Origin of the sequence: Nitrincola lacisaponensis, assembly GCF_000691225.1 — a bacterium.
Taxonomy (GTDB): Bacteria; Pseudomonadota; Gammaproteobacteria; order Pseudomonadales; family Balneatricaceae; genus Nitrincola; species Nitrincola lacisaponensis.
Map to the genome: position 1 here is coordinate 133167 of NZ_JMSZ01000042.1, position 25493 is coordinate 158659.

29 protein-coding genes and 1 pseudogene are annotated in these 25493 nt (G+C 50.6%); 21 read left to right on the forward strand and 9 right to left on the reverse strand.

Features of this window, described 5'->3' with window-relative positions; translation table 11 throughout:
- The first annotated feature begins 8 nt into the window (after window positions 1-8).
- The 3 genes from ADINL_RS14780 (at window position 9) to ADINL_RS14790 (ending at window position 1382) form a co-directional block, all read left to right on the forward strand.
- Window positions 9-434, forward strand: coding sequence for a hypothetical protein (locus ADINL_RS14780; RefSeq protein WP_036549771.1), 426 nt, complete (start codon window positions 9-11; stop codon window positions 432-434).
- Between the two features lie 146 nt (window positions 435-580).
- Window positions 581-1012, forward strand: a complete 432-nt coding sequence (locus ADINL_RS14785) for an acetyltransferase (protein ID WP_036549773.1) — start codon at window positions 581-583, stop codon at window positions 1010-1012.
- 103 nt (window positions 1013-1115) lie between these two features.
- Window positions 1116-1382 carry a hypothetical protein gene (locus ADINL_RS14790; RefSeq protein WP_036549775.1) on the forward strand — a complete coding sequence of 89 codons (267 nt, stop codon included), beginning with the start codon at window positions 1116-1118 and terminating at the stop codon, window positions 1380-1382.
- A gap of 436 nt (window positions 1383-1818) precedes the next feature.
- Here ADINL_RS14790 and ADINL_RS14795 read toward each other — a convergent pair whose 3' ends face one another.
- Window positions 1819-2892, reverse strand: coding sequence for an IS110 family RNA-guided transposase (locus ADINL_RS14795; protein WP_036549777.1), 1074 nt, complete (start codon window positions 2890-2892; stop codon window positions 1819-1821).
- 70 nt (window positions 2893-2962) lie between these two features.
- Here ADINL_RS14795 and ADINL_RS14800 point away from each other — a divergent pair, with 70 nt between their 5' ends.
- The 8 genes from ADINL_RS14800 (at window position 2963) to ADINL_RS14835 (ending at window position 7148) form a co-directional block, all read left to right on the forward strand.
- Complete coding sequence (locus tag ADINL_RS14800; protein WP_036549780.1) at window positions 2963-3367, forward strand: DNA binding protein; 405 nt, start codon at window positions 2963-2965, stop codon at window positions 3365-3367.
- Between the two features lie 81 nt (window positions 3368-3448).
- Window positions 3449-3994: a hypothetical protein gene (locus ADINL_RS14805; RefSeq protein ID WP_204368258.1), complete on the forward strand. Its 546-nt coding sequence runs from the start codon at window positions 3449-3451 to the stop codon at window positions 3992-3994.
- A 78-nt stretch (window positions 3995-4072) separates the two neighbouring features.
- The gene (locus tag ADINL_RS14810; RefSeq protein WP_036549783.1) at window positions 4073-4600 is read left to right on the forward strand and encodes a hypothetical protein; all 528 of its coding nucleotides are present in this window, start codon (window positions 4073-4075) and stop codon (window positions 4598-4600) included.
- Between the two features lie 68 nt (window positions 4601-4668).
- Window positions 4669-5058 (forward strand): SMI1/KNR4 family protein, encoded by a 390-nt coding sequence (locus ADINL_RS14815; RefSeq protein WP_036549786.1) that lies wholly within the window; start codon window positions 4669-4671, stop codon window positions 5056-5058.
- Window positions 5059-5160: 102 nt separating this feature from the next.
- The gene (locus ADINL_RS14820) at window positions 5161-5847 is read left to right on the forward strand and encodes a potassium channel family protein (RefSeq protein ID WP_036549790.1); all 687 of its coding nucleotides are present in this window, start codon (window positions 5161-5163) and stop codon (window positions 5845-5847) included.
- A gap of 65 nt (window positions 5848-5912) precedes the next feature.
- A complete protein-coding gene (locus ADINL_RS14825) occupies window positions 5913-6407 on the forward strand; it encodes a GNAT family N-acetyltransferase (protein WP_036549794.1) in 495 nt (164 codons plus the stop codon).
- Between the two features lie 120 nt (window positions 6408-6527).
- The gene (locus ADINL_RS14830; RefSeq protein ID WP_036549798.1) at window positions 6528-6821 is read left to right on the forward strand and encodes a type II toxin-antitoxin system RelE/ParE family toxin; all 294 of its coding nucleotides are present in this window, start codon (window positions 6528-6530) and stop codon (window positions 6819-6821) included.
- Window positions 6822-6830: 9 nt separating this feature from the next.
- On the forward strand, window positions 6831-7148 hold the full coding sequence (locus ADINL_RS14835; RefSeq protein ID WP_036549801.1) for a HigA family addiction module antitoxin: 318 nt from the start codon (window positions 6831-6833) through the stop codon (window positions 7146-7148).
- 205 nt (window positions 7149-7353) lie between these two features.
- On the opposite strand, the gene ADINL_RS14840 is transcribed toward ADINL_RS14835, so the two are convergent.
- Window positions 7354-8298, reverse strand: coding sequence for an alpha/beta hydrolase (locus ADINL_RS14840; protein ID WP_204368259.1), 945 nt, complete (start codon window positions 8296-8298; stop codon window positions 7354-7356).
- Between the two features lie 135 nt (window positions 8299-8433).
- Here ADINL_RS14840 and ADINL_RS14845 point away from each other — a divergent pair, with 135 nt between their 5' ends.
- Window positions 8434-9330, forward strand: coding sequence for a LysR family transcriptional regulator (locus tag ADINL_RS14845; protein ID WP_036549805.1), 897 nt, complete (start codon window positions 8434-8436; stop codon window positions 9328-9330).
- Window positions 9331-9427: 97 nt separating this feature from the next.
- On the opposite strand, the pseudogene ADINL_RS14850 reads toward ADINL_RS14845, so the two are convergent.
- A pseudogene (locus ADINL_RS14850) lies at window positions 9428-9790 on the reverse strand (transposase); the annotation flags it as partial.
- 408 nt (window positions 9791-10198) lie between these two features.
- Between ADINL_RS14850 and ADINL_RS14855 the strand changes: the two are divergent.
- From ADINL_RS14855 to ADINL_RS14880, 6 genes are all read left to right on the forward strand, one after another.
- Entirely contained in the window at window positions 10199-10450 is a 252-nt protein-coding gene (locus tag ADINL_RS14855; protein WP_036549808.1) for a type II toxin-antitoxin system Phd/YefM family antitoxin, read from the forward strand.
- Complete coding sequence (locus tag ADINL_RS14860) at window positions 10440-10724, forward strand: type II toxin-antitoxin system RelE family toxin (RefSeq protein ID WP_036549811.1); 285 nt, start codon at window positions 10440-10442, stop codon at window positions 10722-10724. Before ADINL_RS14855 ends, ADINL_RS14860 begins: the two co-directional genes overlap by 11 nt.
- Window positions 10725-10886: 162 nt before the next feature.
- Complete coding sequence (locus tag ADINL_RS14865) at window positions 10887-12206, forward strand: transposase (RefSeq protein WP_036549815.1); 1320 nt, start codon at window positions 10887-10889, stop codon at window positions 12204-12206.
- A gap of 211 nt (window positions 12207-12417) precedes the next feature.
- Window positions 12418-13272, forward strand: coding sequence for a hypothetical protein (locus ADINL_RS14870; RefSeq protein ID WP_036549819.1), 855 nt, complete (start codon window positions 12418-12420; stop codon window positions 13270-13272).
- A gap of 1 nt (window position 13273) precedes the next feature.
- Window positions 13274-14701: a hypothetical protein gene (locus ADINL_RS14875; RefSeq protein WP_036549823.1), complete on the forward strand. Its 1428-nt coding sequence runs from the start codon at window positions 13274-13276 to the stop codon at window positions 14699-14701.
- Window positions 14702-14983: 282 nt separating this feature from the next.
- On the forward strand, window positions 14984-15211 hold the full coding sequence (locus tag ADINL_RS14880) for a Txe/YoeB family addiction module toxin (protein WP_036549826.1): 228 nt from the start codon (window positions 14984-14986) through the stop codon (window positions 15209-15211).
- Window positions 15212-15329: 118 nt separating this feature from the next.
- On the opposite strand, the gene ADINL_RS14885 is transcribed toward ADINL_RS14880, so the two are convergent.
- The 5 genes from ADINL_RS14885 to ADINL_RS14905 all read right to left on the reverse strand — a co-directional run bounded on the left by ADINL_RS14885 (window position 15330) and on the right by ADINL_RS14905 (window position 18676).
- Complete coding sequence (locus ADINL_RS14885) at window positions 15330-16223, reverse strand: LysR substrate-binding domain-containing protein (RefSeq protein WP_036549830.1); 894 nt, start codon at window positions 16221-16223, stop codon at window positions 15330-15332.
- A gap of 11 nt (window positions 16224-16234) precedes the next feature.
- Complete coding sequence (locus ADINL_RS14890) at window positions 16235-16555, reverse strand: DUF7352 domain-containing protein (RefSeq protein ID WP_051632868.1); 321 nt, start codon at window positions 16553-16555, stop codon at window positions 16235-16237.
- Window positions 16556-16689: 134 nt separating this feature from the next.
- On the reverse strand, window positions 16690-16941 hold the full coding sequence (locus ADINL_RS14895; protein ID WP_036549832.1) for a hypothetical protein: 252 nt from the start codon (window positions 16939-16941) through the stop codon (window positions 16690-16692).
- A 30-nt stretch (window positions 16942-16971) separates the two neighbouring features.
- On the reverse strand, window positions 16972-18054 hold the full coding sequence (locus ADINL_RS14900) for a DUF3137 domain-containing protein (protein ID WP_036549834.1): 1083 nt from the start codon (window positions 18052-18054) through the stop codon (window positions 16972-16974).
- Between the two features lie 37 nt (window positions 18055-18091).
- Window positions 18092-18676, reverse strand: a complete 585-nt coding sequence (locus ADINL_RS14905) for a LemA family protein (protein ID WP_036549837.1) — start codon at window positions 18674-18676, stop codon at window positions 18092-18094.
- A gap of 379 nt (window positions 18677-19055) precedes the next feature.
- Between ADINL_RS14905 and ADINL_RS14910 the strand changes: the two genes are divergently transcribed.
- The 3 genes from ADINL_RS14910 to ADINL_RS14920 are packed head-to-tail and all read left to right on the forward strand — an operon-like array spanning window position 19056 to window position 24725.
- Window positions 19056-20180 carry an efflux RND transporter periplasmic adaptor subunit gene (locus tag ADINL_RS14910; protein ID WP_036549839.1) on the forward strand — a complete coding sequence of 375 codons (1125 nt, stop codon included), beginning with the start codon at window positions 19056-19058 and terminating at the stop codon, window positions 20178-20180.
- On the forward strand, window positions 20180-23317 hold the full coding sequence (locus tag ADINL_RS14915; protein ID WP_036549842.1) for an efflux RND transporter permease subunit: 3138 nt from the start codon (window positions 20180-20182) through the stop codon (window positions 23315-23317). Before ADINL_RS14910 ends, ADINL_RS14915 begins: the two co-directional genes overlap by 1 nt.
- A complete protein-coding gene (locus ADINL_RS14920; RefSeq protein ID WP_036549845.1) occupies window positions 23310-24725 on the forward strand; it encodes an efflux transporter outer membrane subunit in 1416 nt (471 codons plus the stop codon). Before ADINL_RS14915 ends, ADINL_RS14920 begins: the two co-directional genes overlap by 8 nt.
- A 6-nt stretch (window positions 24726-24731) precedes the next feature.
- Here ADINL_RS14920 and ADINL_RS14925 read toward each other — a convergent pair whose 3' ends face one another.
- Window positions 24732-25355 carry a TetR family transcriptional regulator gene (locus tag ADINL_RS14925; protein WP_036549847.1) on the reverse strand — a complete coding sequence of 208 codons (624 nt, stop codon included), beginning with the start codon at window positions 25353-25355 and terminating at the stop codon, window positions 24732-24734.
- Window positions 25356-25493: the final 138 nt, after the last annotated feature.

Consider the following 25493-nt stretch of genomic DNA (forward strand, 5'->3'; position numbering starts at 1 on the left):
AGATCAAAATGAGCATAGGATACCGAGTCTTCATAGTGCATTCGGATGACAGTGTTGAGCACATTTCACAGAAAGCCTTTGAAGGATTTTTTTCTCGAAATGAGCCAAGTCTAAAAAAATTCGCTGGCAGCAATATTCATATAGCAATGGCGCTTTACACACTGAAGGAAAGAAAGCCCGAGCAAGTAATTCGAATAGACAATATGCGACTGACAGTTAATACAGATGGTTCGCTAGACGAAGATCGAAGCTCTGATGCCTTGCGGCTTGCAATGAATCGAGTATACCCCGCAGAAGAACGTGCAGAGTCAATGGCGCCAGTCATTGATGCCACAGCCAAGTTCGATGAAAGACGCTGGGAGCAATATAATCCCAAGCTATCGGGTCCAGCACACAAAAAAATTCTCGAAAGGCTTTTTGGTGGCAATGTCTGAAAATAGAAATCTTGGCTCTTTTCTGTGGCCATTAAGTTAAATATGCCTAACCAGTGCAGGCACGGCGACACCCATTACATTGCGCCTTCGGCTCCATTCCATAGGTGCGCATGCTGCAAACGTTAAATTTTCAATCAGGTTTAGTGATGAATATCGAGATCGCAGAAAAAGCAGATCATCTTAAGCTGATAGAAATCTGGGAGGCATCGGTCAGAGCAACCCACGACTTTTTAGCTGAAGATGATCTACAGGAGTTAAAGCCGTTAATTCTGGAACAGTACTTTGCCGCTGTTGATTTAAGGTGCGCTAAAAACGGCAATGGTGAAATACAGGGATTCTGCGGCGTACATGACGGTAATATTGAAATGTTGTTCATCTCACCTGATGCACGCGGAAAAGGCATTGGTGCCATGTTAGCGTCTCATGCTATCAACGAGCAGGGAGCATCAAAGGTCGATGTAAACGAGCAGAATGAGCAGGCGCTAGGTTTCTACCAGCATATTGGCTTTAAAGTAACAGGCCGCTCACCAGTCGATGGTCAGGGCAAGTCTTATCCACTGTTGCATATGGCGCTATAAAAATTTAACAAGGCCAGCCACGGCGACGTTTTTTTCGTTGCGGCTTCGCCTTCACTACAAAGCCGCGCGTGCTGGCGGCGTTATGTGTAGGTGAGCTGTGAGCATGGAAGAAAAATACGGCGGGATTTGGTTCAGTGTAGAAGAGGACGGGGCGGCAAAGATTGTCTCTGAGGAGTACATACCGTCGGTTCAGAAGCTGCACGTTATTTACCATCAGGAAAATGGGACGTTTCTACCATTTTCTTTTGTTCTGAAGCAGGATCACCAGTGGCGCTTACCTATATGGTCTCAAGAGAATCAGAAGGCCATGATGCCTACGTTTGGTTCAGCCAAGGAGTACCTAAAGAGCTATGCTGACATCCACACATAACACATATGAGCCTCTCGGGAGTCAATAGGTAAAACCGCTCTCCTGGCCGCGGTAGCGGCCAGTCTGTTGTCCATCAGCAAGATAGACTGCTTCATCTGTCATTATTGTTGCCAGGCGATAGCCTACAACAAACACATATCGGGGCTCTCTTATCTCATGCTCAATGAGTGCCTGCTGATTTCAGCCTCCTTGCTGACAGCAGGGGCACCAGACATTCATCGGTTAACCTGTTGCTGGCACTATTCAAGGCGTCGGGCTTCAAGCCAGTTAGTTTCAGGCTCAGCACAGGTGCAAACCATCTTGCTGATAGGGGTGCGCGGCGACAAGGTGTCTAATCAAAGCGCTCTGGCTACGGCCGTGTGCCAGAAGGTGGGTGTTTCAGCTTATTGCTACGGGCTACCCAGCCTTCATTTGGGCATCAGCCAGGGTGTTCCAGTTAGACGTTCAGCTCACCTTGCCCCGCGACTTCACCGGTCAGGAAACGTTTTTCATCGAACACCTTTTGATTTTTCAGCATGTAGTACACGCAGCGCCCAATTTTATGTGCCAATGCCGAGAGCGCTTTGGCTTTGCTCATGCGCTTTTGTAGTTTCAGTAAGTAGGCTTTTGCTTTGTCGTTACCACGCAGGTACAGCACGGCAATTTCACCAAAGGCCCACTTGAGATGCGCATTGCCAATTTTATTGCCCTGAGTGCCGTAACTTTTACCAGCTGACTCCGCTTTACACTTGATGAGCCGACTATACGAAGCAAAGTCCTGCACCGTGTTAAAACGACCAATGTCACCGACTTCGTACAGAATCGTCAGCGCTAAAATACGGCCAATGCCGGGAAAGCTGGTCAGGATGTGGTAATCGCGGCCATTATGATGTTTGGCATGCTTTTCAATAAAGCACTCGATAGAGCTGAGTTCATGGCGATAAAACGCGATGATGTTTAAGTCCAGATCCACATTGCGCTGTACGAACGCATCATCAAAGCAATCTCGCATCGCTTCCCGAGCGCAAGGGTATTTTAGATCCAGGTTATTGGGTGGTAAGTTGTACTGACTGGTGGTGTTTTTCACATGCGCTTTTAAATCGGCACCATGACGCACAATACGGGTACGACGACGGAGTAAGTCACGCGCTGCACGCATCTCGGGTGGATACACATAGGCCATCGGGAAGTTGCCGCCACGGATAAGGTGAGCGATTTTATAGGAGTCAATGCGATCATTTTTGGCTTTACCACCATGGATAGCTTTCATATATAAAGCATGGCCAAGAATGAAATCGATACCGTGTTGGGTACAGAAATCACTAACCCAGTACCAGCAGTGCATGCATTCAACACCCACAACAATGTTGCCGATGTAGGGGGTTAATAAATCCAGCAAGGGTTCTGGTCGTGCTTTGATTTCGCGGTGCAGGATGGTTTCATCGGTTTCATCCAGAATGCACACGTACAAAGACCGTGCATGCAAATCTATTCCACAATAGTACGGATGTTGTGTAGTATAAAATTTCATTGGGTCTTCTCCTTTTTGGTTTCGTCGCCTTCCAGCTTAGCCAATCTGGCTAAGCTGGGGAGAAGGCTCAATGAGTATCAAATGGCTGCTAGGGACTGCATTACGCTGCGCTCCGCAGCCCCAGAGCCAAGCGTTAAAGGTCAGGGAGAAAAAGAAGTTGAAGTACAGGTCGGTAAAGCTCAACGAAAACAGTTTTAAGAACAACTATATTCTTCTTACGGAAATTATGGATTTTTTTCCACCGGAGCTTATCGGTGGTTCGAACAAAGTAGAGTCAGCAGAGGAGGCCACTCTTTACATTGGTGTTTGTGAGCCCGTTAAAGCTGACATTGATGGAGCAAAAAAATTTTTTAGAGTGCGAGGCCCTTTAACTCGACGCTTTTTCGAAGCTCATGAGCTGAAGCCTGGCGATGAGGTGATATTTGAGCGGGTTGGTCACCATGAATACCATTTGTATCCCCGCAGAAACCTTTAACCAATCAATTAAACCGACGTGCACTGCTGCGCAGCACACGCGGTTTATTTCCGCGTTAAATTTCTCGGAGAGATTCGTGCAATGAATGAGAAGAAATTTCCGAATAAGGAAAGTCTGAGAAAATGGCTAATTTCTGCGACTGGCATTGTGCTTACATCTGTTTCTCTGATGAGTAACGTTCAAGATTTGGAGTTTCAATTTTCAAGCCCGAAGGCATTGGCTACGGTGATGGAAGGTTCCCCTACTTACTTTCCCGATGGGCAATACATTATTACCTACTCCAACAGCTCAGATCTGGATTCTGACGATCTCGATTATTCAAAAATGGCAATGGTAATATCCCTTGAGGCCAAATTGGCTAAATCGGATACATTAATTGGTGGTCTAAGACCACTACTTTCTGCGCTTACCGACTTTGAGTATTGCTGCACCATAGATCGAACTAATCCAGCTTACGTAACCGCAGGTATCTGGATAGTTGAGCCTAGCGATCCCGCCGAACTTGAGAAGTTGAAACAAGTCTTGCACGAAAATTCTGTATTTTATGCTTTTAACGACGGCTCCGGATTTGTGACTCTCAACAACGCAAGGACGGGTAATGGTGTGCAAAAGTTGGTCAAAATTTAACAAGCAAAGGCAGGGCGACGCCAAAAAGCGGCGCGCCTGCTTTGAGCGTTATGCATCAATCGAAAGGAGGAATAATAGATGAAAGAAAACAGCCCTTCACAACCCTCAAATTCCTCCGGCCCTGAGTTTACAGGAGTAGAAAACCCGTTTATAGGAAGGCCGCTTCCATCGAATAGTGACCAATTTTTGAACATAAACCAACAGTTAAAAAATCCGGGTATCAACCTATCTATTTTACAGCAAGACAGTCAATTCCTTATTGCTGCACCAATTGTGGGCGGCTATGTAGTTGTATTTGGAGGTGTCTTATTTCTATTTCTAGCAGGGTTTCTGTTAGGCGTGATATACGGAAAAATAGGGGCGGCTAAAAAGTTTGTAAGAGAAAGTCTTCCAAAAGAATCTTTATTGGGGTGGGCGCACTATCAAACCTCAAAAACATTGTCGTTCCTCTTAATAATTTCTGGCCTATTCTTATTACTAATAGGTGCATCTGGAGTAATTGAGATAGAAATACAGGGCGCGAAAATTGTCACATCACTCCCTGGTATAGCCGTAATTTATTTTGGTTATCGAACTTGGTCTAAACTTAGGCAGGCTGATGCCTAACCAAGCTATTAAGTACGCGCGCTGCGCGCGCCGGACCTCGTTGCACTCGGCCGCTTATAGCAGGCGTTATGACTAAAGCTATGCATCAGATTGAGAGTATCTTGGCCAAAAACGAAAAGTATCGGCTCGATGAGCCGATTCCACCAGAAAGCGAAATGGATCAGGTAGAGCTGGCTCTGAAAGCAGAGCTCAAAGGTTGGTATCGTGATTTTGTTAGATTGGGCGGTTTAAACGATCTGAGGTTTAGCGCTGAAATTCTCGCTCCTCAAGAACTGCTAGAAAATCAGATTTACGTAAAGAGCCGAGCTTATATCGCTTTTGCTAGCAATGGTTGCGGTGACCTTTTCTGCTGGTCTGTCGGCGAGTCTCCAGCAATTTTTTTGTGGGATCATGAGACAAACCGGTTCACAGAGGATGCCCCGGATTTTATTAGTTGGCTGGAACGTAACCGTTTCTAGTCATAACAAATTGCTGCACTCGGAAAAATTACTCGCTGCGCTCCTAATTTTCCGGTGAGCAAGGCGTTAGATTTATCGTAGGTTTTAAACCATGGGGATCACATGAAGAAGGAAAAAACAAGAAAGTTGTGGTGGCTAATATCCCCAACATATAAATATGCAGAAAAGAAGAAGCTCGAACTTATAGAAAAAACTGGCAAACCCAGCGACCTATCTGATGCACTGCGCGAATATAATAGGCGTTATCTTCTGATGTCTATCAGCTGGTGTGTGGGGGCAGCGATTTTAGTACCCATAGGGCACTATTTTTTTGATGGCGGGTATTATGCGCATGATTTTGCCAAATATGTGTTTGGTGGGCTGGTCATTTTCTTATCGTGGATTTTTCTTATTTCAAGAGCTGTAGAGATATTTAAATCATTTCTGGATGACGCGGTTCAAAAACTCGATGGAGATAAGCCTTCGAGTGACCTTAAATATGGACAGAGACTAAGACTTTCATTTAATAGCTACATTGAGCTAATTATAAATTTTGCTACCTTGTACTATTTAGCACCGTCCTATTACTTTAAGGATTGCTACCAGTTTTCGACAATATTTGAAGCGATCTATTTTAGTGGCGTCACTATAACCACTCTTGGCTATGGCGATATAAGCCCATCAAATCCTATCCTCCAGCTACTTTCTGTTTTTCAGGTTCTTGCAGGGTTTTCACTTATTGTTGTCTGTTTTGCAATTTACTCTGGCCTAGCTCTGGGCCAGGAAAAATCTAACAATCGCGTCAATTAGGACGCTCGCAAGCTCGCGCCTATTACGCGGGCGTTAGAATTGCAGTACGAAACAAAGGAGTAAGCATGAATGTTCGCCATGTGGTTGAAGACGACTTTAGTGAAATAACAGAAATACTCAATCACTATATACTTAATAGCGATGCTCGTTATTTTGAGCCATCTCCTGTTCCATTAAGTGATAGGAAATCGTGGCTACTTTCATTCAGTCAAGAAACACCATGTCAAATGTTTGTGGCGGTGAATGATAATGAAGTATTAGGGTTTTGTTGTTCACAAAAATATAGGCCTGAAGCTGCATACAATGAAACAGTTGAGGTCAGTGTATATATTTCACCCAAGTCAAAGTCGGTAGGTGTTGGGACGCATTTGTATAACTCTCTGTTTGTATCGCTGGAGATTTTTGGACTTCACAGAGCAATAGCAGGAGTAGCGTTGCCTAATGTAGCCTCGCTTGCATTCCATAAAAAGTTTGGTTTCATTGAAGTTGGCACATTTGATGAGTACGGAGTGAAAGATGGGAGGTACATTAGTACTACTTGGTTGCAGAAAAAACTGTAAATTTACTTCTAACAAGTGGCTCCATTTGACGCCACAAAGCGGCGCAAATGAGCCGGACGTTAAGCCTGTTCGCTCACAATCGAAATTGACGTAGCATGGAAGCCGTGCTACCGTTCTATCATGATTATTCATTTCAAAGATAAGGGCACCGAAGATATCTTCAATGGAGTGGCCTCCAAGGCAGCCCGAAAATTATGCCCACAGTCTTTGTGGAGAATTGCTGTAAGAAAGCTCGAATTATTGGACTCTGTTGTCCATCGTGATGAGCTGAAAGTTCCTCCGGGTAACAGGTTGGAAGCTTTGTCTGGCGATAGAAAAGGGCAGCACAGTATTCGAGTGAACGATCAATATAGGATCTGCTTTAAGTGGACTGAAGCTGGCCCCGACGAAGTAGAGCTAACCGATTACCACTAGAGGTAAAATATGATCCGTATTCCTACACATAGACAGCCGATCCATCCTGGTGAAATGCTTCTAGAAGAGTTTTTGCACCCGATGCAAATTACACAGCGCGAACTGGCAGATGCCATTCATGTTCCTTACCAAAGGGTTAATGAACTGGTTAATCAGAAGCGTGGTATCACGCCCAGTACTGCGCTTCGTTTGGGCCTGTTCTTTGGTGTTTCGGCCGACTTTTGGCTCAACCTGCAAATCAGATGGGACCTTTACAAGACACAACAAGCAGAGCAGGACGATTTAGCCGAGATTCAAGATGTCACTCATTGGCGGCAGATGGCTTAACAAACGCAAGCACACGGAACAATTTTTCGCTTCGCTGCAAATTGTCCGGTGTTGCGAGCGTTATGCGCACTCGCAATATTTCGCAGGATCGGCTGGCTGGCGGCAATTGTCGCTGCAAAAGAGATAGCTAAATGACCCGCGATGGGTTTCGTTAATCTGCTTCCTGCGTCCGCCGCCATAATGGCGGCGGACGCAGGCATTGCAATCAGGCAGACAGGTGTTTTTGGAAAAACGGAACGACTTTTTCGAGTGCCTTCGTGGTGGCCTCAGGCTGGTCGTACAAGTCATAGTGCGAAGTATTCGGCAGTACCAGCAGTTCCTTGTCTTTTGATGCCGCCCGGCCGTAGATCTCCAGGCCATCGCGATAGGCTCCGAAGCCGCCGGGCTTGTCGCCTATCACTACCAGTAACGGCTGGGTCAGCAACACCTCGGCGAGGTGGAAGGCATCCCAGTCGACTGCCGCAGCCCGGCGCGAGAACAGGAAGCTGGTCTTACCTTGTGGGGCCTGGCCGCGAGGTGTCTTGTAGTAGTCGGTAGCCTCAAGCACATCAATGTCGGTAACACCGGCCTTTTTTGCGCCCTCCACGCTGGGCGGAAGTACGTCGTCCACCTGCGCTTTGCCGCCACGAGCCTCGGCGGTGCGCTGACTAGCCATGGCTTCCAGCGTCCCAAGCGGATCGTAACCGGCAAAGCCTTCGCGACTGATGCGCCCGAAGTTGGCGCCGGTGATGGAGACCACGGCTTTGAGCCGGCGCTCGGATTTGGCGGTGCTGATGGCGTATCCGCTGCCACCGCAGACGCCGAGCACGCCGATACGGTCGGCATCCACATAGGGCAAGGTCACCAGATAGTCGATGACTTGGCGAAAATCCTCCACGCGCTGGCCCGGGTCCTCGGTAAGGCGGGGCTCGCCGCCGCTGGCCCCCTGGTAGCTGGCATCGAAGGCGATCACTATGAAGCCTTCACTGGCAAGCGCGGCGCCGTAGACATTGCCGGAGGTCTGCTCCTTGCAGCTGCCAATGGGGTGCGCACTGATGATCGCCGGGTAGGTTTGGTGCTTGTCAAAGCCCGGCGGGAAGTGGATGTCTGCTGCGATGTGCCACGCCATGCCCGGGTTTTGGATGTTAACGGTTTCAATGACGTTATTCATGGGTGGATCCTCCTGAAAAGGGTGGTGTTTGGACGTTAGACGCTTGGCAAATGCCAGCGTGAGTACATCGTAGGCACTGGCAGGCTATTTGATAATACGGCAAAATAAGGATGCCATTATTAGCAGGATTTATGAATGAAGGGGCGTCAGCTGCAAGATTTGATGGCTTTCCTCGCGGTCGCTGAAGAGGCCAGCTTTACCCGGGCCGCCGCGCGACTGGGGGTTTCACAATCGGCGTTGAGCCAGATCATCCGGGGTCTGGAGGAGCGTCTTGGGTTGCGCTTGTTCTCGCGCACGACGCGCAGTGTCTCGATGACTGCAGCCGGTGATCGGCTATTCGCGCTGGTGGCCCCGTCCATGCGCCAGATTGAGTCGGGCCTTGAAGAGATAACCGCATTACGGGATAAGCCCGCCGGGACGGTCCGCCTGACGGCCGACGAGTATGCGGTGCACCGTGTGCTGTTGCCGGCAATTGAGCGTTTCCTTCTTGAGTATCCGGATATCCGGGTGGAACTGGCCGTCGACTATGGCCTCACGGATATTGTCAGCGGCCGTTTCGATGCCGGCGTTCGTCGCGGTGGTCTGGTGGAGAAGGACATGATCGCGGTACCGATCAGTGGTCCGCACCCGATGGCGGTGGTCGGTGCTCCCGCTTACTTTGAGCGTAGACCGCAACCGAAGCACCCGCACGACCTCACAGAACATTCCTGCATCAATCTCCGTCTGCCCACGCACGGCGAGCAATTTTCTTGGTTGTTTGTAGAGTCAGGGAAGGAAATGCGAGTAAAAGTGGAAGGTCCATTGATCACCAATAGCATCGCGTCTGTTCGCGACGCCGCGCTGGCCGGGCTTGGTTTAGCCTACCTGCCGCAGGCGTACTTTGAGAAAGAGCTGGAATCCGGGGAGCTGGTCGAAGTGCTTGGTCAGTGGCGCAAGACCTTCGAACCCTATCACCTTTATTACCCAAGCCGCCGCCATTCGTCGCCGGCATTTTCGCTGCTGCTCAATGCGCTACGCTATAGGCAGCAATGATTATCTTCGAAAGTCGTCAAGGGGCGAGCGTGGAAAGTCGGCTCAAGCGTCACCAAACTGTCGCATAACAAGTGACTGTGGTCACCAGTCAATATATTTATGCACTTTTTGAGCACCATCGTTCCTCGTTTTTGACCATCGTATTGAGGATAACGATCAGCTTTCGCATGCAGGCAATCAAAGCAACCTTGTGCAGCTTTCCTGAAGCCTTCAAGCAAGTGTAGTAACGTTTGAATACTGGGTTACATTGAATGGCAGACATCATGGCCATGAACATTACAGTGCGAATGCGTGGGCGGCCACCCCGTATGGTTCGCTTGCCTCGATAGTTGCCACTTTCGCGGTTCATAGGGGCTACACCAACCAACGCGGCGATCTCTTTTCGATTGAGCGTACCGAGTTCGGGTAGCTCACTGAGTAACGTATACGCCAGGACTTTGCCGACCCCTGGTACACTGGTGAGGATTTCAGATTTAACCCGCCAGTGTTTAACTTGCGCAACCAGTTGGTCAATCTTCTGTGTGAGTTGATCGATCTCTTTCAACAACACATGCAGTACCCGATTGATGGAGGATTACCCAGCAAAACGCGCAATAACAGCAGCGTCCAGCTTATCCGTTTTGGCAAAAACACCAATAGCCTGGGCATAGCGCCGGATGTTGATGGGGTTGACGACAATGATGGGCCTCACTTTACCCAGAAATGGAGCAAATTAACCATACAAGTGCCTTAAACATCGCGGCCTACGGCCGTTGGACTCACAACAAGTTGCTCGCCGTTTAGGCGTGCGTATGCCTACAAGCTCGTAGCGCCCGGCAATAATATGAGCTAATATATGACCATAATTTAGAGCTGAATAGGGTTTTTTATGCGTCAGGTATTAGCGGATTTTTCTGTAAGTATTTCAGAGTTAAAGAAAAACCCTTCAGCCTTACTGTCTCAGGCGAGTGGTTCACCCATAGCAGTGCTGAATCACAACAAGCCAGCGGCTTACCTGGTTCCAGCGGAGACCTACGAGGCTCTGATGGATATGGTCGACGACTATGAACTGGCGCAGCTTGTTGAGGAGCGTCGTGGCGACAAAGATCAAGCTATAGCGGTGTCGTTGGATGACTTATAACCTGCGCTTTCTTCCGGCTGCGCTGAAAGAGTGGGAAAAGCTTGGTGCCCCAATAAAGAGCCAGTTCAAGAAAAAGTTGGCGGAGCGATTGGAAAATCCCAGAGTGGCTGCTGATAAATTAAGTGGCTATGAATCCGTGTATAAAATTAAACTGCGCTCTGCTGGTTACCGGTTAGCCTATGAGGTTATGGACGATGAGCTGCTTGTGTATGTGCTTGCCGTAGGCAAGCGGGAAAAAAGCAAGGTTTACTCGTCTCTCAAAAAGCGAACCTGACATGAAGCGGAGCGGGCATAACAAACGGTTGCAACAGACGTAGTTCCACTACGCTGTTGAACGCGGGCGTTGAGACTGTCGGATAAGTCCTCCAGCCCTTGGCGGGTGGCACAGTGATCGGCTAAGATCAATGAATCGACTTCGAGATCAGAGGTGGCAAGGATGGCACGGTACAAGCACTACGATTACAACCAGACCAAGATGATTCCGCTGCGTTTTGCGGATCAAATCCAACCCGGCACCTTTGAATATACGCTGAACCACGTCGTGGATAATGATCTCGATCTCAGCGTGTTTGAATCCCGCTATCGCAATGACGTCAACGGTGCTCCGGCTTATGATCCGGCAATTCTGCTGAAGGTGGTGTTATTCGCTTACTCCCGAGGCATCACTAGTAGCCGCAAGATTGCGCAGGCGTGTCGTGAGAACGTGATTTTCATGGCTCTGTCGGCTGACAGCCAACCGCATCACAGCACGATTGCAGAGTTTATCTCCCGTATGGATGAAGTGATCGCGCCGTTGTTTACGCATGTGCTGATGGTGTGTGATGGGCTCAACCTGATTGGTCGGGAGATGTTTGCCATTGATGGCTGTAAGCTACCCTCTAATGCCGCCAAAGAATGGAGCGGTACACGTGCTGAATTAAACCGTAAACAGGCCAAGATAGACCGTGCAGTTTCACGTATGCTGACCGTGCATCAGCAAGGGGACCATCAGGATCAACCGCCTGAAATCCTCGCCCGTGAGCAGGCTCAGATTGAGAAATTGGAAAAGGTCTCTGCCAAGATAAAAAAGCACTTAGCGACCGCGCCTGAACGGCTCGGTCAGCGTGGTACACCGATAAAGGGCAATATCACTGATCCCGATAGTGCCAATATAAAGCTGATCTATCACTTGGGTATCGATGGCTACATTGCCGATAACCAGTTCCGTAAATGCGATCCACGCTTTGCTGAATCTGTAACCTTCAATAAAGCCCAGGCACAGCGACGTAAAGAACGTGGTGGCCAGGTAGCACAACGTTTCACACCCGCTGAGTTTAATTATGATCCGCTGACGGAAACCTGCCGTTGCCCGGTTGGCCAGCCGATGTGGAAACGCTTCAAGGGCCTGATTGGCGAGCAAGAAACCATCAGCTTCCAGGTTTACCGCCAACACTGTCGAGACTGCTCTCTAAAACATCAGTGCCTGCGTAGACCCAATCAACAAGATGGACAACAAGTGAGCTTTACACTGGGTGAGCGCAAACTCCTGTCCAGTTTTATCGAGAAGATGAAGCAGAAGATCGACAGCCCAATGGGCCGCCATATATACAGTCAGCGCTTGGGAACAGTCGAGCCGGTGTTCGGCAACCTGGAAAGCAACAAAGGCTTGAATCGGTTTACCTTGAGGGGTAAATCCAAGGTGAACGCGCAGTGGATGATGTATTGTATGGTACATAACCTTGAGAAGATTGCGACACAGGGGCAACAAAGGCATTGAGCTAAATCATAATCCACCAAATGGTGACTGTGATAGCCTGAACTGATGAGTATCGGCTGTTTGAATGAGTGGCAAAGTTCACTGATATGAGCAGGTCACAATTAACAGAATGAAGCAGGGGCTGTCGATGCTGGGAATTTTGATTTCAAAATGTCTAATCCGACAGGCTCGTTATGTGCTACCACAGCAATAGTTCGTAAGGAGTCGTCAAATGTTCAAAACTGGTGTTAAGAAGGAAGCATTGAGGGCGCTTGAAAAAGCGCAGGCTGACTACACTGATCTTTGCGAAAGAGCGCAGGTCAAAGCGGAGGAACTTTTCAAGCTGAGGCAATCTACAAGCTTGGAGCTGATCCCAGAGGTCGAGGCGTACGTCAACAGTCTAGCCAACACCCCCAAGGATTTCGACAAGAGTTTTGCGGAGTACAAAGCCGAGTTCACAGTTTTCAACAGTATCCTGCATGAGTTAGAGCTTGCTGCTAAAGAGGCTCAAGTCAAGGCCGGTGGCGGCGCTGCGATCGGTGTAGCAGCAGGGGTCGGTACCGCAGCTTTTGCTCCTACTGCGGCCATGGCAGTGGCTACCACGTTTGGTACCGCATCAACTGGAACCGCCATTTCTACTTTGTCTGGTGCCGCAGCCTCTAAAGCGGCTTTGGCGTGGCTGGGTGGTGGAGCTTTGGCCAAAGGTGGCGCGGGTGTGGCCGGCGGTAAGGCTTTGCTGGCACTGGCCGGCCCGGTGGGCTGGGCAATTGGCGGTACTGCTATTGTGGGTGCTGGTTTGTTTGCCCGAAGCAAGAACGGCAAAATCGCAGATCAAGCCACTGCCGCTCGTAAAGAGCTGGAGGTTCATATACGAACAACCCGGTCAGCCACCCTAGAAATTGACCGAATGCTGGAGCAGACTGATCAACACACCAAGGGTATGCGTGAGATGCTAACCAAGCTGAAGCAGGATGCACCGGTAGACTACAACCAGTTCAATCTGGAAATGCGCCAAAGTATCGCAGCACTGATTAATCATGTTCACTCACTCTCCGAGTTGCTGAACAAGAAGGTGGATGTAAGCTGATATGGCTTCTAGAAACAGTGTCGTTCGTGACCAGATTATTGGGGTAGCGGTACAGCACCTTAACGAGGTACGTGAGGCATCAAAAGACGCCGCACTGAATGCTCAAGAACTCTTGTTAGAAAAAGCTCTTGAACAAGTTGATGGTGCCCGAGCATGGTTAGAAGATCCCTCAAGAATTCTAGGCTCCGAGGGATCAAAGCATGGTGAATTTGCGGAGATAGTCGAGGTTCAGATTCGCAATGCCTATTCCATTATTGGTGGGAACGATCCTGTTGCCACATTTGAGGGAACCACGCGCACTGGTGCTGCGGACTTCTTTATTGATAATCAGGCATTTCAATCGAAGTTCTACGGTAACATATCTCAAGGGTTGCGTGCATTTGTCGAGCACCTAGAGAAATACCCTGATATGGCCGAAGATAGTGGCCTGATGTTTCCATCTGACAAATACGAAACTGTCATGCGGGTGCTTAATGGGGGGGAAACTGAGCTTAATGAAAAAAGCCAAAGAGCGATCAGGGAGTGGGTCAGCAAGATAGAGGAGCTAACCGGGAAGAAATTTGAAGAGGCTGTTACTCCCAGTATATCCACCTATTCAGAGGTTCAGTTGGGAGTGGCGCATGACACGCTTGATGCTCATGAAGCTGAACTTGATGACATAAACTCGGATCACAAAGAGCAGATCGAGTTAGATCACGGTCCATCTTGGGCTGGGGCTGCCCAAGCTGCCGCAGTGGCCGGTGCTGTTAGCGGAGTAATCACCACCGGGATGGCACTATATACCAAAGCTCGGGAAGGTAAGAATGTCTTCCGGGGTGAATTCACAGCCGACGACTGGAAGGATGTAGGTTTTGCAGGAGCCAAAGGCTTTGGTGCTGGTGCTATCACTGGTGGTGCAATTTATGGCCTGACCAACTATGCTGGCATGGCTGCACCCTTCGCTGCGGCTGTGGTCAGCGCTGGCAAAGGCTTGGCTACGCTGACCAATGAGTACATGGCAGGGGAAATCAGTTCCGAGGAGTATTTTGATTTAGGCATGTGTCTGTGTGCCGAATCAGCCATCGTTGGCTTGGCGACGGCAGCTGGACAGACCATTATTCCGATACCGGTGCTTGGCGGCATTATCGGATCAATCTCAGGGAAAATGATGTTACAACTGGCGCAGGGCCTTGATGTCAAGTATATGGAATCCTTGAGGGCGGAAATGGACAGCTTCCTGGCTTCTCTGGACAAGACTTATCAACGTGTTGTTGATGAGATTAACGCCGAATTCGATAAGCTGGGCAAGCTGACTGATGCAGCCTTTGACTTCGACCTGAACTACCAGCTGGCCCTATCGGCCAGCGTTGATCTTGCCATTGCTTATGGTGTTCCCGAAGAGAAAATCTTGCGCAGTGTAAACGATGTAGATGATTTCATGCTTGGATGAGTTAGTTGAAGCCAACTGAGCGTAAAAAGAGCGCGATACTTTGAAAGGCTGGCGCTGCTTGATTTTGCATGAATATCTTGCCTCGTGGAGTAGTCGCACATAACAAGTGACTGTGGTCACCAGTCAATATATTTATGCATTTTTTGAGCACCGTCGTTCCTTGTTTTTGACCATCGTATTGGGGATAACGATCAGCTTTCGCATGCAGGCAATCAAAGCAACCTTGGGCAGCTTTCCTGAAGCCTTCAAGCGAGTGTAGTAACGTTTGAGTACTGGGTTACATTGGATGCAATTAAGTTGGCCTCCAGTGGTCTCAAACCGAAAGCCCAGGCACTGTTAGCGCTGATAGCGGAAGATCCATGCTGCAAGCCGCCTCCGTTTGAAAAGCTCATTGGTGACCTCGCGGGGACGTATTCGCGCCGCATCAATATTCAGCATCGTCTGGTTTACCAGGTGCTGGAAGACGAGCGGGTGGTGAAAGTTCTCAGGCTCTGGAGCCACTACGAGTAATGCATAACCAGCCGTTGTTGCCGGATAATTTTTCCACCGCTGTGCGGCTCCAAATTGCCTGGCTTGCCCAATGATCAACTAAGGACACCTCCAACCTCTATGCCCGGTTGCGTGATAGCTACTGATAGGTTTGCTGACATATTTGTGTAATCCAGGGCGATGCACTGGAGATATCGTTATACACGGCATAGATCTTGTCTTGTACACTGTCAATTTCCAGCAGTGTTTCGACCTGATATTGACGGCAGACTTCATCGGCGATCATGGTGGGTGCAGCAAAGACGCCCATGCCATGTGAGCCAAAAATCTTGATCAGGGCACTGTCATCGATTTCAGCTGCAATACGCATATGGATATTGCGTTTTGCCAGCCAGGCGATCAGGCGCTCAAAGTACACTGCATTCCGCGCATTGGCGAGTAACAGAGAGCCCTGCAGACTGTCCGGCAGGCCTTTTTCGCGTAACTTCCGGGCAATCTTGGGTGCGGCGAACAGGCTAATACCTGAGCTGAGTACCTCTTTAATCTGAAATGAAGTAATGTCTTCAATGACTTTCAAGCGATCTGTGATCAGCAGGTCCAGCCGGTGAGTGCGCAACTCATTCAGCTGCCGCTCGGTCTCGCCGGTTTTACAGATCAAGTGCAGCGAGGGTGTATGCTGATAAGCAGGTTGAATCAGGTTGTAAACAATCAGCTTATGAATTGAAGAGGAGACGCCGACGCGAAAAATATTGCGCTCTATCAGCTCATCGGTGCTGATAAAATGGGCCAGCTCATCAGCAATCGAGAACATCGCATCGGTGTAATCAAATACCTGCTGCCCGAAACTGGTCAGATGAAGCTTGCGTCCTTCGCGTCTGAAAAGTAGCCGCCCAAAATCCGATTCCAGCTGCGTGAGTTGACCACTCAGGGTTTGAGGAGCCAGTTTCAGGACGTCACTGGCCGCCGTGATGGAGCCTTCCCTGGCAATGGTTCGGAAGTAGTGTAAGTGTTTATAGTTAATCTTCTTGTCCAAGAAAACCTGCCTTAAGCCACTGCAGAGAGGGTTGTGGGTTCTGCACGCGCTACACTTTCAGGTACTTTGAACAGGTGTACTGCCTTGGACTCAAAAGGGTTAAAGGCTGAACTGACATACTCATAGACCAGGGGAACCGGCTGACTATTTTCAATGACCTTCAGAAAGCAGGGCAGCAGGGGTAAGTCAGCACGTAATGGTTCTTCAATCCAGGCCACAATCGACTGATTGAGTAAGCTGAATTCGGTCTTGACGATTCGGTAGCCTTCACGGAGCAACAGCTCATTGACCGGCTTGTGCGCATCCAGTGTAACTTGTCTGATTGTTTTCATGTGACACCTCCAATGCTGGGTTACAACTGTTTTATAGCACTGAAGATGAATCGATAAAACAGGATAATTGATATTTTTGAATCGGTTTTATCGATCCTTTTTTGCTTCAGCAGGAGGAGTCTTGCTCATGGTAATCATGCTACCTGGATCATTTTGACAGCAAATACAAACGCAAAAAAAGCCGTTATAAAGAGCAGGGCGCGCAAGTTTTTAACCTTTGGGCTTGCCGTGGCAGGATCTGGCAACAGGCGCTTGACTGATGTCAGACCGAAGCCCAGTGTCAGCAAGCCGGTGAACAGGGTCATCTTCCACTGAGTACCTTGCAAGGACCAGAGCGTCATGAATGCAAGGAGCAAGGTGATACAGAAAAAAAGTACAGTGCGCATGCTAGCGTTTCCTCACAAGAAGACCTGACGTTATACCGCTCGTGGTGTTTGAGGCGGCAGGTCTGGAAACTGTGCCAACAGAGTGTCAATCAGTTGATACAGAGTCTCAAGTTCCGATACAAAGTGTAAGCAGGGTTTTGTTTCGGTTAATGGAATATCAATGGGTGGCAAGGACAGGAAATTCGGTGTATCCAGCATCAATAACAGGCTGGAACCAGCGAGGTGACCTTTTAGTCCATCAAAGAGCAGGCGTAGTTGATAGAGGCGCTCCATGACCGCCGGAGTGAGCCAGCTTCTGGCCGAAATCTGATCGGTACTGCTGACGATCAGGTGATCTGAAAATTCACCTTGTTCCAGATGGACCCTTTGGGCTCCCTTGACCGGGTTTCTCATGTTGATGACAGTCGTGCCTTCAAAGGATCGGGGAAGCTCCAGTAACAGGAGTAATCCTTTAAAAGTCGACTTATGTTTGTAATTGAAAAAGTTGGCCTGTACCAGCTCCCAACGACAGCCACGATGAGTACCACAGAAATAATCTTCCTGTTCTGTACGCGCTATGGCCAGGCCTAAATCAAATGATGTCGCTCCCATTGGCAGTCTGTTCTTGAAGCGCTCATCTGCGATATAGCCATTCTGCTGATACTCAATATCACCGAAGCTTTTAGCCAGAGCAGGAATAAAAGCATGCCTGAATTGGTCGTTGTAGTGTTCATAGGCATCGAAAAATGTTTCTTTGATGACGCCAGCAGGCAGGCAGAGCAGGGTGAGTGGCAAGGCAAGAACCCAAAAGGAGAGGAGCTTCCCCACAGGAAAAATAAACAGACAGACCACCATGTAGACCAATAGCAGAGGCAGGGCGACTTTGCGTAGTATCCAGGCGTCCTGATTGATTTGCTGGCGCAGGGTTTCCAGTGGCAGCAGGGCGTCTTCAAAGGTTTTGCGCGCTGCATCGTCCAGCGTGATGTCCAGTTGTTGTGACGGTGGCAGCTTTTGTTTGCGTAGCAGCGTGTGCTTGATGAAAGAGCGCCACTCACTGACGAGTAGGTGCATCATGATGCCGGATTGCTTCAGCTTCCTGGAAACCTGATAGCTGGAAGTGTTTGTCGATGCCATAACCTTATCGTGCCATCCTGTCTGTCAGTGAAAGGGTTTATAGAAATGCAGCTGCATCGACGGGGCGTGTTTCCGCAGGATCAGCCTGATAGAAGGGATAAGACTCGATACGAACCATTTTATTGATCAGAGTGCCCGGGAAAATTTCACAGCTGTTACGCAGTCGTCTGACCGAGGTGTTATAAAAGCGACGGGCTGCAGCAATATTGGTTTCCACTTCCAGGTAGCTGTTCTGAGCATTGATCATGGGTTGTGCCGACGTCAGTTCCGGATAGGCTTCGGCCTGAACCATGAATCGTCCCATGGCCCGTTGAAGCTGGTTTTCCAGCGAAAAGTGGGTGCTGGCTGCATCAGCACTTTGAGTATCTTCGAACTTTTCCAGAGCCGAGATAGCCGCAGATCTGAGCCGGGTAATTTCTTCCAGCAGATCCTGTTCATGTTGCATAAAACGCTTGGCGATCGTCAGCACATTGGGGATCAGGTCATGACGTTTTTTCAGCTGTACATCGATGCCTGAAAGCGCATCAAGCACCGCATTGCGCCGTGAAATAATCGCGATATACCAGAAATATAAAATCGCCAGTACCAGCAAAGGAAAACCAAAAATAATCAGCTCAGCCATGAGTTCTCTCCAACAAGTATTCAGTCAGGGTAACGCAGCACGAAAATCAGTCTGGGAGGCGGATCGAATGGGGCGGGATGTATGGGTCATCGCTCCTGCGACCATGACATGCTCATCCGTGGGCCTATCTCCCTGTTGGATGAGCACACAGCTGTTCCGTGTGTGTAGATGGCGATGATTATAACGGTTTTTTTCGATAAGTCTGCAAATGCTGTTGATATTTATTCCCGTCTGGTGGGTTTGTCAGGGTATCGGGTGTGGCATGAAAAAATGCTTTTTAACATACATTCATGTATGTATAATTGCGTGCAGGTTGCTTGTGCCGGTTCGTCAGTATCTGGCCTGGCTATAGAGTTTGAATGTGGTGAGTAGGTGAAAGATGCGCAGATTGATCAAGGGTTCCAGATCCCTGTTGAGCGTGATGCTGCTGGTGCTGTTGGCCGGTTGTCAGGCGGAAGAAGAGGTTGCTCATGCCGCTGCGGCACCGCCTGCAGCCCCCGTGCGTGTGGTGACGGTTGAGGTACAAGAAGTGACCTTGTCGGAAGAGTATGCGGCTCGGGTACGAGGGTCGCGCGAGATTGAAGTCAGAGCACGGGTTTCTGGAGTGCTTGAAGAGCGTCTGTACACCGAAGGGCAGCGTGTGGAGCAAGGGACGCCTCTGTTTCGCATTGATCCTGAGGTATACCAGATCGAATTACAACGCGCAGTGGCAGAGCGGGCTAACGCACGGGCCGAGTTGAACCAGGCGAACCGTGAATGGCAGCGTATCAGTACGTTGTATGAGCAGAATGCCGTCAGCCAGCGAGATCGTGATAATGCCTTGTCAGCACGTGAGCTGGCAGAGGCGCGTTTGGCACTGGCGGAGGCCGGTGTGGCAGCGGCTGAGCTGAACCTGAGTTATACCCAGGTTGAAGCACCACTGTCCGGTATTACCGGACTGGAAAGCTTGCCCGAGGGCAGCTTGATTGAGCGTGGTACTTTGTTGACGCGAATCACGCAGCAAGACCCTGTTCATGTACGTTTTTCATTGCCAGAGAAAGATGCTGCCATCCAGCAGGTGGCGCGCAGCAATGGTGCGCGTCAAGCGCATCTGATGTTGCCTGATGGCGAGGCCTATACGCTGGAAGGACAGATTGACTTTACTGATAGCAGTATTGACCCACGTACCGGCAGTGTTTCAGCGCGAGCCGTGTTCCCGAACCCGGATGGTGTGTTAGTGCCGGGCCAGTTTGTTCGGGTGCGCGTCATGATGCAAACCTTGCCGGCTGCGTTTGTGATTCCAGCAGAAGCGGTAGGGCAAGGTCCTCAAGGTCCTCAGGTGTTCGTGGTTGAAGCAGGGCAGGCGCGTGTTCGCCAGGTAGAGCTTGGACCCGTGACGCCAGATGGACAGGTGATTCTGTCAGGACTGTCAACAGGTGATCGTCTGGTTATCAGTGGTCAGATTATGCTGGGCGAAGGTGCGCCCGTTACTGTACTGAACAGTGATTCGCACGAGGAGTCCTGATGCTGAAGTTCTTTATTGACCGGCCGATTTTCGCGTCGGTGTTATCCATTATTATCGTGTTGGCCGGTTTGGCATCTTTGCGTGCCTTGCCTATTGAGCAGTATCCCGATGTGGTGCCGCCTCAGGTGGTGGTCACGGCCAGTTACCCGGGTGCGAGTGCCGAGGTGTTGGTGGAAGCCGTCGCAGCACCGCTGGAGCAGGAAATCAACGGTGTGGACAATATGCTCTACATGGAGTCCAGTTCGACGGATGCCGGTAGCTTGCAGATCACGATTTCCTTTGCCATGGGGACGGACCCGGATCAGGCGGCGATCAATGTCAATAACCGGGTACAGGCGGCTTCTCCACGTTTGCCGCAGCAGGTGCGTGATCAGGGCGTCAGTGTTGAAGCCCGCTCCACCAACCTGTTGATGGTACCTGTGTTGTTCTCTCCGGATGACAGCCGGGACTCGCTGTTTTTATCTAACTATGCATTATTGAATGTGCTGGATGAGCTGGTACGTGTACCCGGCGTGGGTGATGCCTCGCTCTTTGCAGCTGAAGACTATGCCATGCGCATCTGGCTGAGCCCTGACAAGCTGGCGCAGTATGGTCTGACGCCTTCAGATGTTGCCGCTGCCATACGTGAGCAGAATGCCCAGTTTGCTGCGGGGAGTCTGGGGGCTGAACCCGTACCGGCTGAACAGGCTTTTACCTTTACCGTGACGACACGTGGCCAGATGTCTCAGCCGGAAGAGTTCGAGCGTATTATTCTGCGTTCTGAAGAGGATGGCAGCACTCTGCGTCTCGGTGATGTTGCACGTGCTGAGCTGGGTGCACAGAGCTATGCATCCTCGGCGACCTATAATGGCCAGGCCGCTGTACCTTTGGGAATTTATCTGCAACCGGGAGCCAATGCCCTGCAAACCGGTCAGGCTGTGGTGGCGGTGATGGATGATATCGCCCAGCGTTTTCCATCGGGAGTGGATTATACCATTGCCTACGATACCACCGAGTTTATTGATATCTCCATTCAGGAAGTATTCGTCACCCTGTTAATGGCGGTGTTGCTGGTTGTCCTGGTGACTTTCCTGTTCTTGCAGCATCTGCGAGCCACGTTGATTCCGGTAGTGGCTATTCCTGTGTCCTTGATCGGTACCCTGACCGGCATGCTGCTGATGGGGTTCTCGATCAATATGCTGACGCTGTTTGGTCTGGTACTGGCGATCGGGATTGTGGTGGATAACGCCATTATCGTGCTGGAAAACGTTGATCGCCTGGTTCAGGAAAAAGGGATGCGTGCGCGCGAAGCCACGATCGAGACGATGAAGCAGGTGTCTGGCGCGGTGATTTCCTCAACCCTGGTGCTGGTGGCAGTGTTTGCACCTGTGGCATTCCTTGGCGGACTCAGTGGTGAACTCTATCGTCAGTTTGCGGTAACCATTGCGGTATCGGTTGTGGTATCCGGTGTGGTTGCCTTGACTCTGACCCCTGCCATGTGTGCCTTGCTGCTGGATAAGCAGCCGCACCGGGTAGCCAAGCCTTTTCAGTGGTTTAATGCAGGATTTGATCGCTTTACTGACGGCTTTGCCTGGCTGGTAGCGCGGTTGCTGCGTCATGCATTGCTGGGCGTGCTGCTGTTTATCGGGGTGGTTGTGTTGGCGGTCAGTTTAATGTCGCGTTTACCTTCCGGATTGGTGCCTCAGGAGGATCAGGGGATCGCCCTGGTCGTTTATCAGCTGCCACCCGTGTCAGCCTTATCACGTACTTCGGAAGTGCGTGACCAGCTCTCAGCATCCTTGCTGGAGCTGGACGAGTTACAGGCATTCACCGCGATTTCCGGGTTTGACATTATCTCCGGTTCTTTGCGTACCAATGCGGGAGTAGGTTTCGCTAACCTGTCAGACTGGAAGGCGCGGACGGGAGAAGGGCAGGATGCTCTGTCTATTACCGGTAAAATCATGGGGATGGGAGCCCAGATCCCGGAAGGGCTGGTGTTCGCCTTTACACCACCGCCGATCATGGGGATGTCTTTGACAGGGGGTGTTGAAGGCTATCTGCAGGTGCGTGGTGATGCGACGACTGCTGAAGTCGCCGCGCATGCGAATCGGTTGATGCAGGCGGCGAATGCCCGGCCTGAATTGGTCAATGCCAGAACCACACTGGATACCCGTATCCCGCGTTATTCTGCTGAAGTGGACCGCGAAAAGGCCAAAGCCGTTGGTGTGCCGATCAATGCGATCTTTGAAACCATGCAGAGTACCTTTGGCTCCTTGTATATCAATGACTTTACGCTGTCTGGTCGTATCTGGCGTGTTAATCTGCAGTCAGAAGCCGAGTTCCGCAGCCAGCCTGAAGATCTGAATAAAGTCTTCGTTCGGTCAGAGCAGGGAGAGTTGATTCCACTGAGCTCCCTGGTCACCCTGGAGCGTCAGATGGGGGCAGATATACTCAATCGATTTAATGTCTACTCTGCGGCCAAGTTCCTGGCAGATGCAGCACCCGGTTATACCACCGGGCAGGCGAAAGCGGCGATGGAGGCTGCAGCAGCTGAAGCTTTGGACGATAGTAACCTGCTGATAGGCTGGATTGGCGAGGCGTACCAGCTGGATGTAGCCGAGGGCTCCGGTGGTATGGCTTTTGGACTGGGTATGGTGATGGTGTTCCTGATCCTGGCTGCGCAGTATGAGCGATGGTCCCTGCCATTGGCGGTGGCTACGGCGGTGCCCTTTGGTGTGCTGGGGGCTGCGTTGGCCTCGTTGCTGAAAGGCTTTCCCAACGATATCTATTTCCAGGTGGGGTTGTTGGTATTGATTGGTCTGGCGGCTAAAAATGCCATTCTGATTGTGGAGTTCGCAGCGCAGAACCGCCGTGAGGGTATGAGTTCAACCGAGGCGGCTCTGGTGGCGGCACAACAGCGCTTTCGCGCTATTCTGATGACGGCCTTGACCTTTATTGTCGGCAATTTGCCCCTGGTCTTTGCCAGTGGCGCCAGTGCTGTGAGTCGTCAGGAGATCGGAACCGTTGTTGTGGGTGGCATGGTGATGGCGAGCTCGTTGGCACTGATCTTTGTGCCGCTGGCATACAAGCTGGTAGAGGACTTTGCCAGCTGGCGCCGCAGCCGCAAGGATGCTGATCAGGAGGTTGGTCATGCCTAAATATCTGCGACTTTCCGGGGCAGCGCTGGTTGTATTGTTAACCGGATGTGCTGTGGGTACGCCTTATCAGCAACCTATCACGGCTCTGCCTGAACAGTGGCCACTGTCTGATATGCATGCCGATGCAGCACAGCAGGACTGGCAACACTGGTGGCAGCAGTACCAGGACCCTCATTTGGATCATCTGGTCAGTCTGGCGATGCAGGATAATCTGGACCTGCGGTTACAGCTGTCCAGAATCAGGGAAGCTCATGCACGTCTGGGGCTCTCTCAGGCGGACAAACGGCCCAGCATCAGTGCACAGGCGGATGCAGCACGTGAGCGCAGTGCCGCTGATCTGACGCCTGCCGGACAGACTGGTTTGAACAATCAGTTTGCCGTCACAGGTGTGCTCAGTTATGAACTCGATTTGTGGGGACGTTTGGCACAGGAACAAGACGCCGCACAGGCGTTGCTGGCTCAAAGTGAATATGCGCACCATGCGCTGCAGTTGAATATTGTGGCTGACCTGGTCGCGACTTACTTCGATTTTCGTAATGCCGAGCGTCAGCAGGGGATTACTGAAGCAACCATCGCTTCACGAGAGGAAACCCTGAGGCTGGAGCAGCTGCGCTATCAAATGGGACAGAGTGATGAGCTGTCCCTGCGTCAGGCTGAATCCGAGTTGCAATCTGCGTTGGCACAATTACCCGTTCAGCGTGAGCGGGTACGTGTCCTTGAAGGAGCTCTGGCGGTTCTGACCGGCATGTCGCCAGCAGCACTGATGGATACGTTGAATTATGGTGATACCCGGTTAGACCAGATCAGACTTCCGGAGGTGATACCCGCCTTAATGCCTGCTGAGTTGCTACAACGCCGTCCGGATATTCGTGCGGCTGAAGCAGGTTTAATGGCGGCACATGCCAGGATCGGTGTCGCTGAAGCCAGTCGTTTTCCGAGCTTCAGTCTTTCAGCTTTATTGGGAACACGAGGGCTAGAGGTTGATGACCTGTTCACTGGCGGGGCCGCGGCCTGGGGGCTGACGGCAGGGTTAATCGGACCCTTGATCGATTTTGGTCGAACACAGGCACGCATAGAGTCGGCGGAAGCACAAGCCGAGCAGGCGGAGATCCAGTATCAGTCCAGTGTACAACTGGCATTCAATGAAGTGCGTGATGCACTGGTAATCTATCAGACTCGGGCTGAGCGGACTGAGGCGGTACAGCGTCAGGAGGCGGCTTATCAGCGCACCCTTGAACTGGCTGAAATTCGCTATCGCGAAGGCTTGATCGGATTCATTGAGGTGCTGGATGCCCAGCGGGCATTAATGTCGGCTCAACTGGCGCTGTCGGAGGCTATGCGTGACCAGTTGATTGCCAGCGCAACCCTGTTCAAGGCATTGGGAGGTGGCTGGCAGGCTGAGTCCTGAAATGGGTCAGGGCAGCTCGGTAGTACAAAGCAGGTGCAACAGGGTATCTACCATTTCCATGCCGCGCTCACGAATGGAGTATTCCTGAGGATGTCGTAGCCAGTCGTGAAAAACACCACCAAGTGTGGATTGCAGCAAACGGGCTGCTGTTTCCGGGCTGATATCAGCCCGCAGCTGCCCCTGCTGGGCAACGGCCTGAAAATATTCTGTCAGCATTCCGCAGGACTCATTGGCAATCTCTTCCTGCATTGCCAGTGAGTCCAGTTCTGACAGACCGCCGCTGTGATAAATCAGAATACTGTGTACCCGGTGATAACGGGGTTGTTCCAGACGCTTTAGACCTTCCTGACATGCCAGTCGAATTGCGCGAGCGGGGTGCTCCCGTCGATCCGCTTCATCCAGCTCATCAATCAGTTCCTGAAACGGCAGGCGTACTCTATCCAGCATGGCATGAAAAATTTCTGCCTTGTTCTTAAAGTGCCAGTAGAGTGCTCCGCGGGTTAAGCCAGCTTCAGTAGCTATTTGTTCCAGGGTAGCGTTGGCGACGCCGCGGGCGAGAAATACGTTTTCAGCCGCATCGAGCAGCTTTTCCCGGGTGAGGGCGGCTTCTGCTTTGGTACGTCTGACCATGAGATCTCCGGTCAAAAAAACAAGGGGAAATGAAGGGATATTATAACACTGAACGCAGTCGTGTTTCATCTGAAGTCTACAGGGGCTGTCCTGGTGTTATTTCTATTGGTATGAGTGATTTCCCTAATACTTTAGTGG

What these genes read in the sequence shown, in the direction of transcription:
- ADINL_RS14905 (WP_036549837.1), bottom strand. Translation starts at nt 18,676, where the DNA reads ATGGCTGAGCTGATTATTTTTGGTTTTCCTTTGCTGGTACTGGCGATT.
- ADINL_RS14875 (WP_036549823.1), top strand. Translation starts at nt 13,274, where the DNA reads ATGGCTTCTAGAAACAGTGTCGTTCGTGACCAGATTATTGGGGTAGCG.
- ADINL_RS14855 (WP_036549808.1), top strand. Translation starts at nt 10,199, where the DNA reads ATGCGTCAGGTATTAGCGGATTTTTCTGTAAGTATTTCAGAGTTAAAG.
- ADINL_RS14780 (WP_036549771.1), top strand. Translation starts at nt 9, where the DNA reads ATGAGCATAGGATACCGAGTCTTCATAGTGCATTCGGATGACAGTGTT.
- ADINL_RS14785 (WP_036549773.1), top strand. Translation starts at nt 581, where the DNA reads ATGAATATCGAGATCGCAGAAAAAGCAGATCATCTTAAGCTGATAGAA.
- ADINL_RS14825 (WP_036549794.1), top strand. Translation starts at nt 5,913, where the DNA reads ATGAATGTTCGCCATGTGGTTGAAGACGACTTTAGTGAAATAACAGAA.
- ADINL_RS14815 (WP_036549786.1), top strand. Translation starts at nt 4,669, where the DNA reads ATGACTAAAGCTATGCATCAGATTGAGAGTATCTTGGCCAAAAACGAA.
- ADINL_RS14865 (WP_036549815.1), top strand. Translation starts at nt 10,887, where the DNA reads ATGGCACGGTACAAGCACTACGATTACAACCAGACCAAGATGATTCCG.
- ADINL_RS14835 (WP_036549801.1), top strand. Translation starts at nt 6,831, where the DNA reads ATGATCCGTATTCCTACACATAGACAGCCGATCCATCCTGGTGAAATG.
- ADINL_RS14895 (WP_036549832.1), bottom strand. Translation starts at nt 16,941, where the DNA reads ATGCGCACTGTACTTTTTTTCTGTATCACCTTGCTCCTTGCATTCATG.
- ADINL_RS14805 (WP_204368258.1), top strand. Translation starts at nt 3,449, where the DNA reads ATGAATGAGAAGAAATTTCCGAATAAGGAAAGTCTGAGAAAATGGCTA.
- ADINL_RS14915 (WP_036549842.1), top strand. Translation starts at nt 20,180, where the DNA reads ATGCTGAAGTTCTTTATTGACCGGCCGATTTTCGCGTCGGTGTTATCC.
- ADINL_RS14790 (WP_036549775.1), top strand. Translation starts at nt 1,116, where the DNA reads ATGGAAGAAAAATACGGCGGGATTTGGTTCAGTGTAGAAGAGGACGGG.
- ADINL_RS14830 (WP_036549798.1), top strand. Translation starts at nt 6,528, where the DNA reads ATGATTATTCATTTCAAAGATAAGGGCACCGAAGATATCTTCAATGGA.
- ADINL_RS14910 (WP_036549839.1), top strand. Translation starts at nt 19,056, where the DNA reads ATGCGCAGATTGATCAAGGGTTCCAGATCCCTGTTGAGCGTGATGCTG.
- ADINL_RS14810 (WP_036549783.1), top strand. Translation starts at nt 4,073, where the DNA reads ATGAAAGAAAACAGCCCTTCACAACCCTCAAATTCCTCCGGCCCTGAG.
- ADINL_RS14820 (WP_036549790.1), top strand. Translation starts at nt 5,161, where the DNA reads ATGAAGAAGGAAAAAACAAGAAAGTTGTGGTGGCTAATATCCCCAACA.
- ADINL_RS14800 (WP_036549780.1), top strand. Translation starts at nt 2,963, where the DNA reads ATGAGTATCAAATGGCTGCTAGGGACTGCATTACGCTGCGCTCCGCAG.
- ADINL_RS14870 (WP_036549819.1), top strand. Translation starts at nt 12,418, where the DNA reads ATGTTCAAAACTGGTGTTAAGAAGGAAGCATTGAGGGCGCTTGAAAAA.
- ADINL_RS14860 (WP_036549811.1), top strand. Translation starts at nt 10,440, where the DNA reads ATGACTTATAACCTGCGCTTTCTTCCGGCTGCGCTGAAAGAGTGGGAA.
- ADINL_RS14795 (WP_036549777.1), bottom strand. Translation starts at nt 2,892, where the DNA reads ATGAAATTTTATACTACACAACATCCGTACTATTGTGGAATAGATTTG.
- ADINL_RS14845 (WP_036549805.1), top strand. Translation starts at nt 8,434, where the DNA reads ATGAAGGGGCGTCAGCTGCAAGATTTGATGGCTTTCCTCGCGGTCGCT.
- ADINL_RS14840 (WP_204368259.1), bottom strand. Translation starts at nt 8,298, where the DNA reads ATGAATAACGTCATTGAAACCGTTAACATCCAAAACCCGGGCATGGCG.
- ADINL_RS14920 (WP_036549845.1), top strand. Translation starts at nt 23,310, where the DNA reads ATGCCTAAATATCTGCGACTTTCCGGGGCAGCGCTGGTTGTATTGTTA.
- ADINL_RS14890 (WP_051632868.1), bottom strand. Translation starts at nt 16,555, where the DNA reads ATGAAAACAATCAGACAAGTTACACTGGATGCGCACAAGCCGGTCAAT.
- ADINL_RS14925 (WP_036549847.1), bottom strand. Translation starts at nt 25,355, where the DNA reads ATGGTCAGACGTACCAAAGCAGAAGCCGCCCTCACCCGGGAAAAGCTG.
- ADINL_RS14900 (WP_036549834.1), bottom strand. Translation starts at nt 18,054, where the DNA reads ATGGCATCGACAAACACTTCCAGCTATCAGGTTTCCAGGAAGCTGAAG.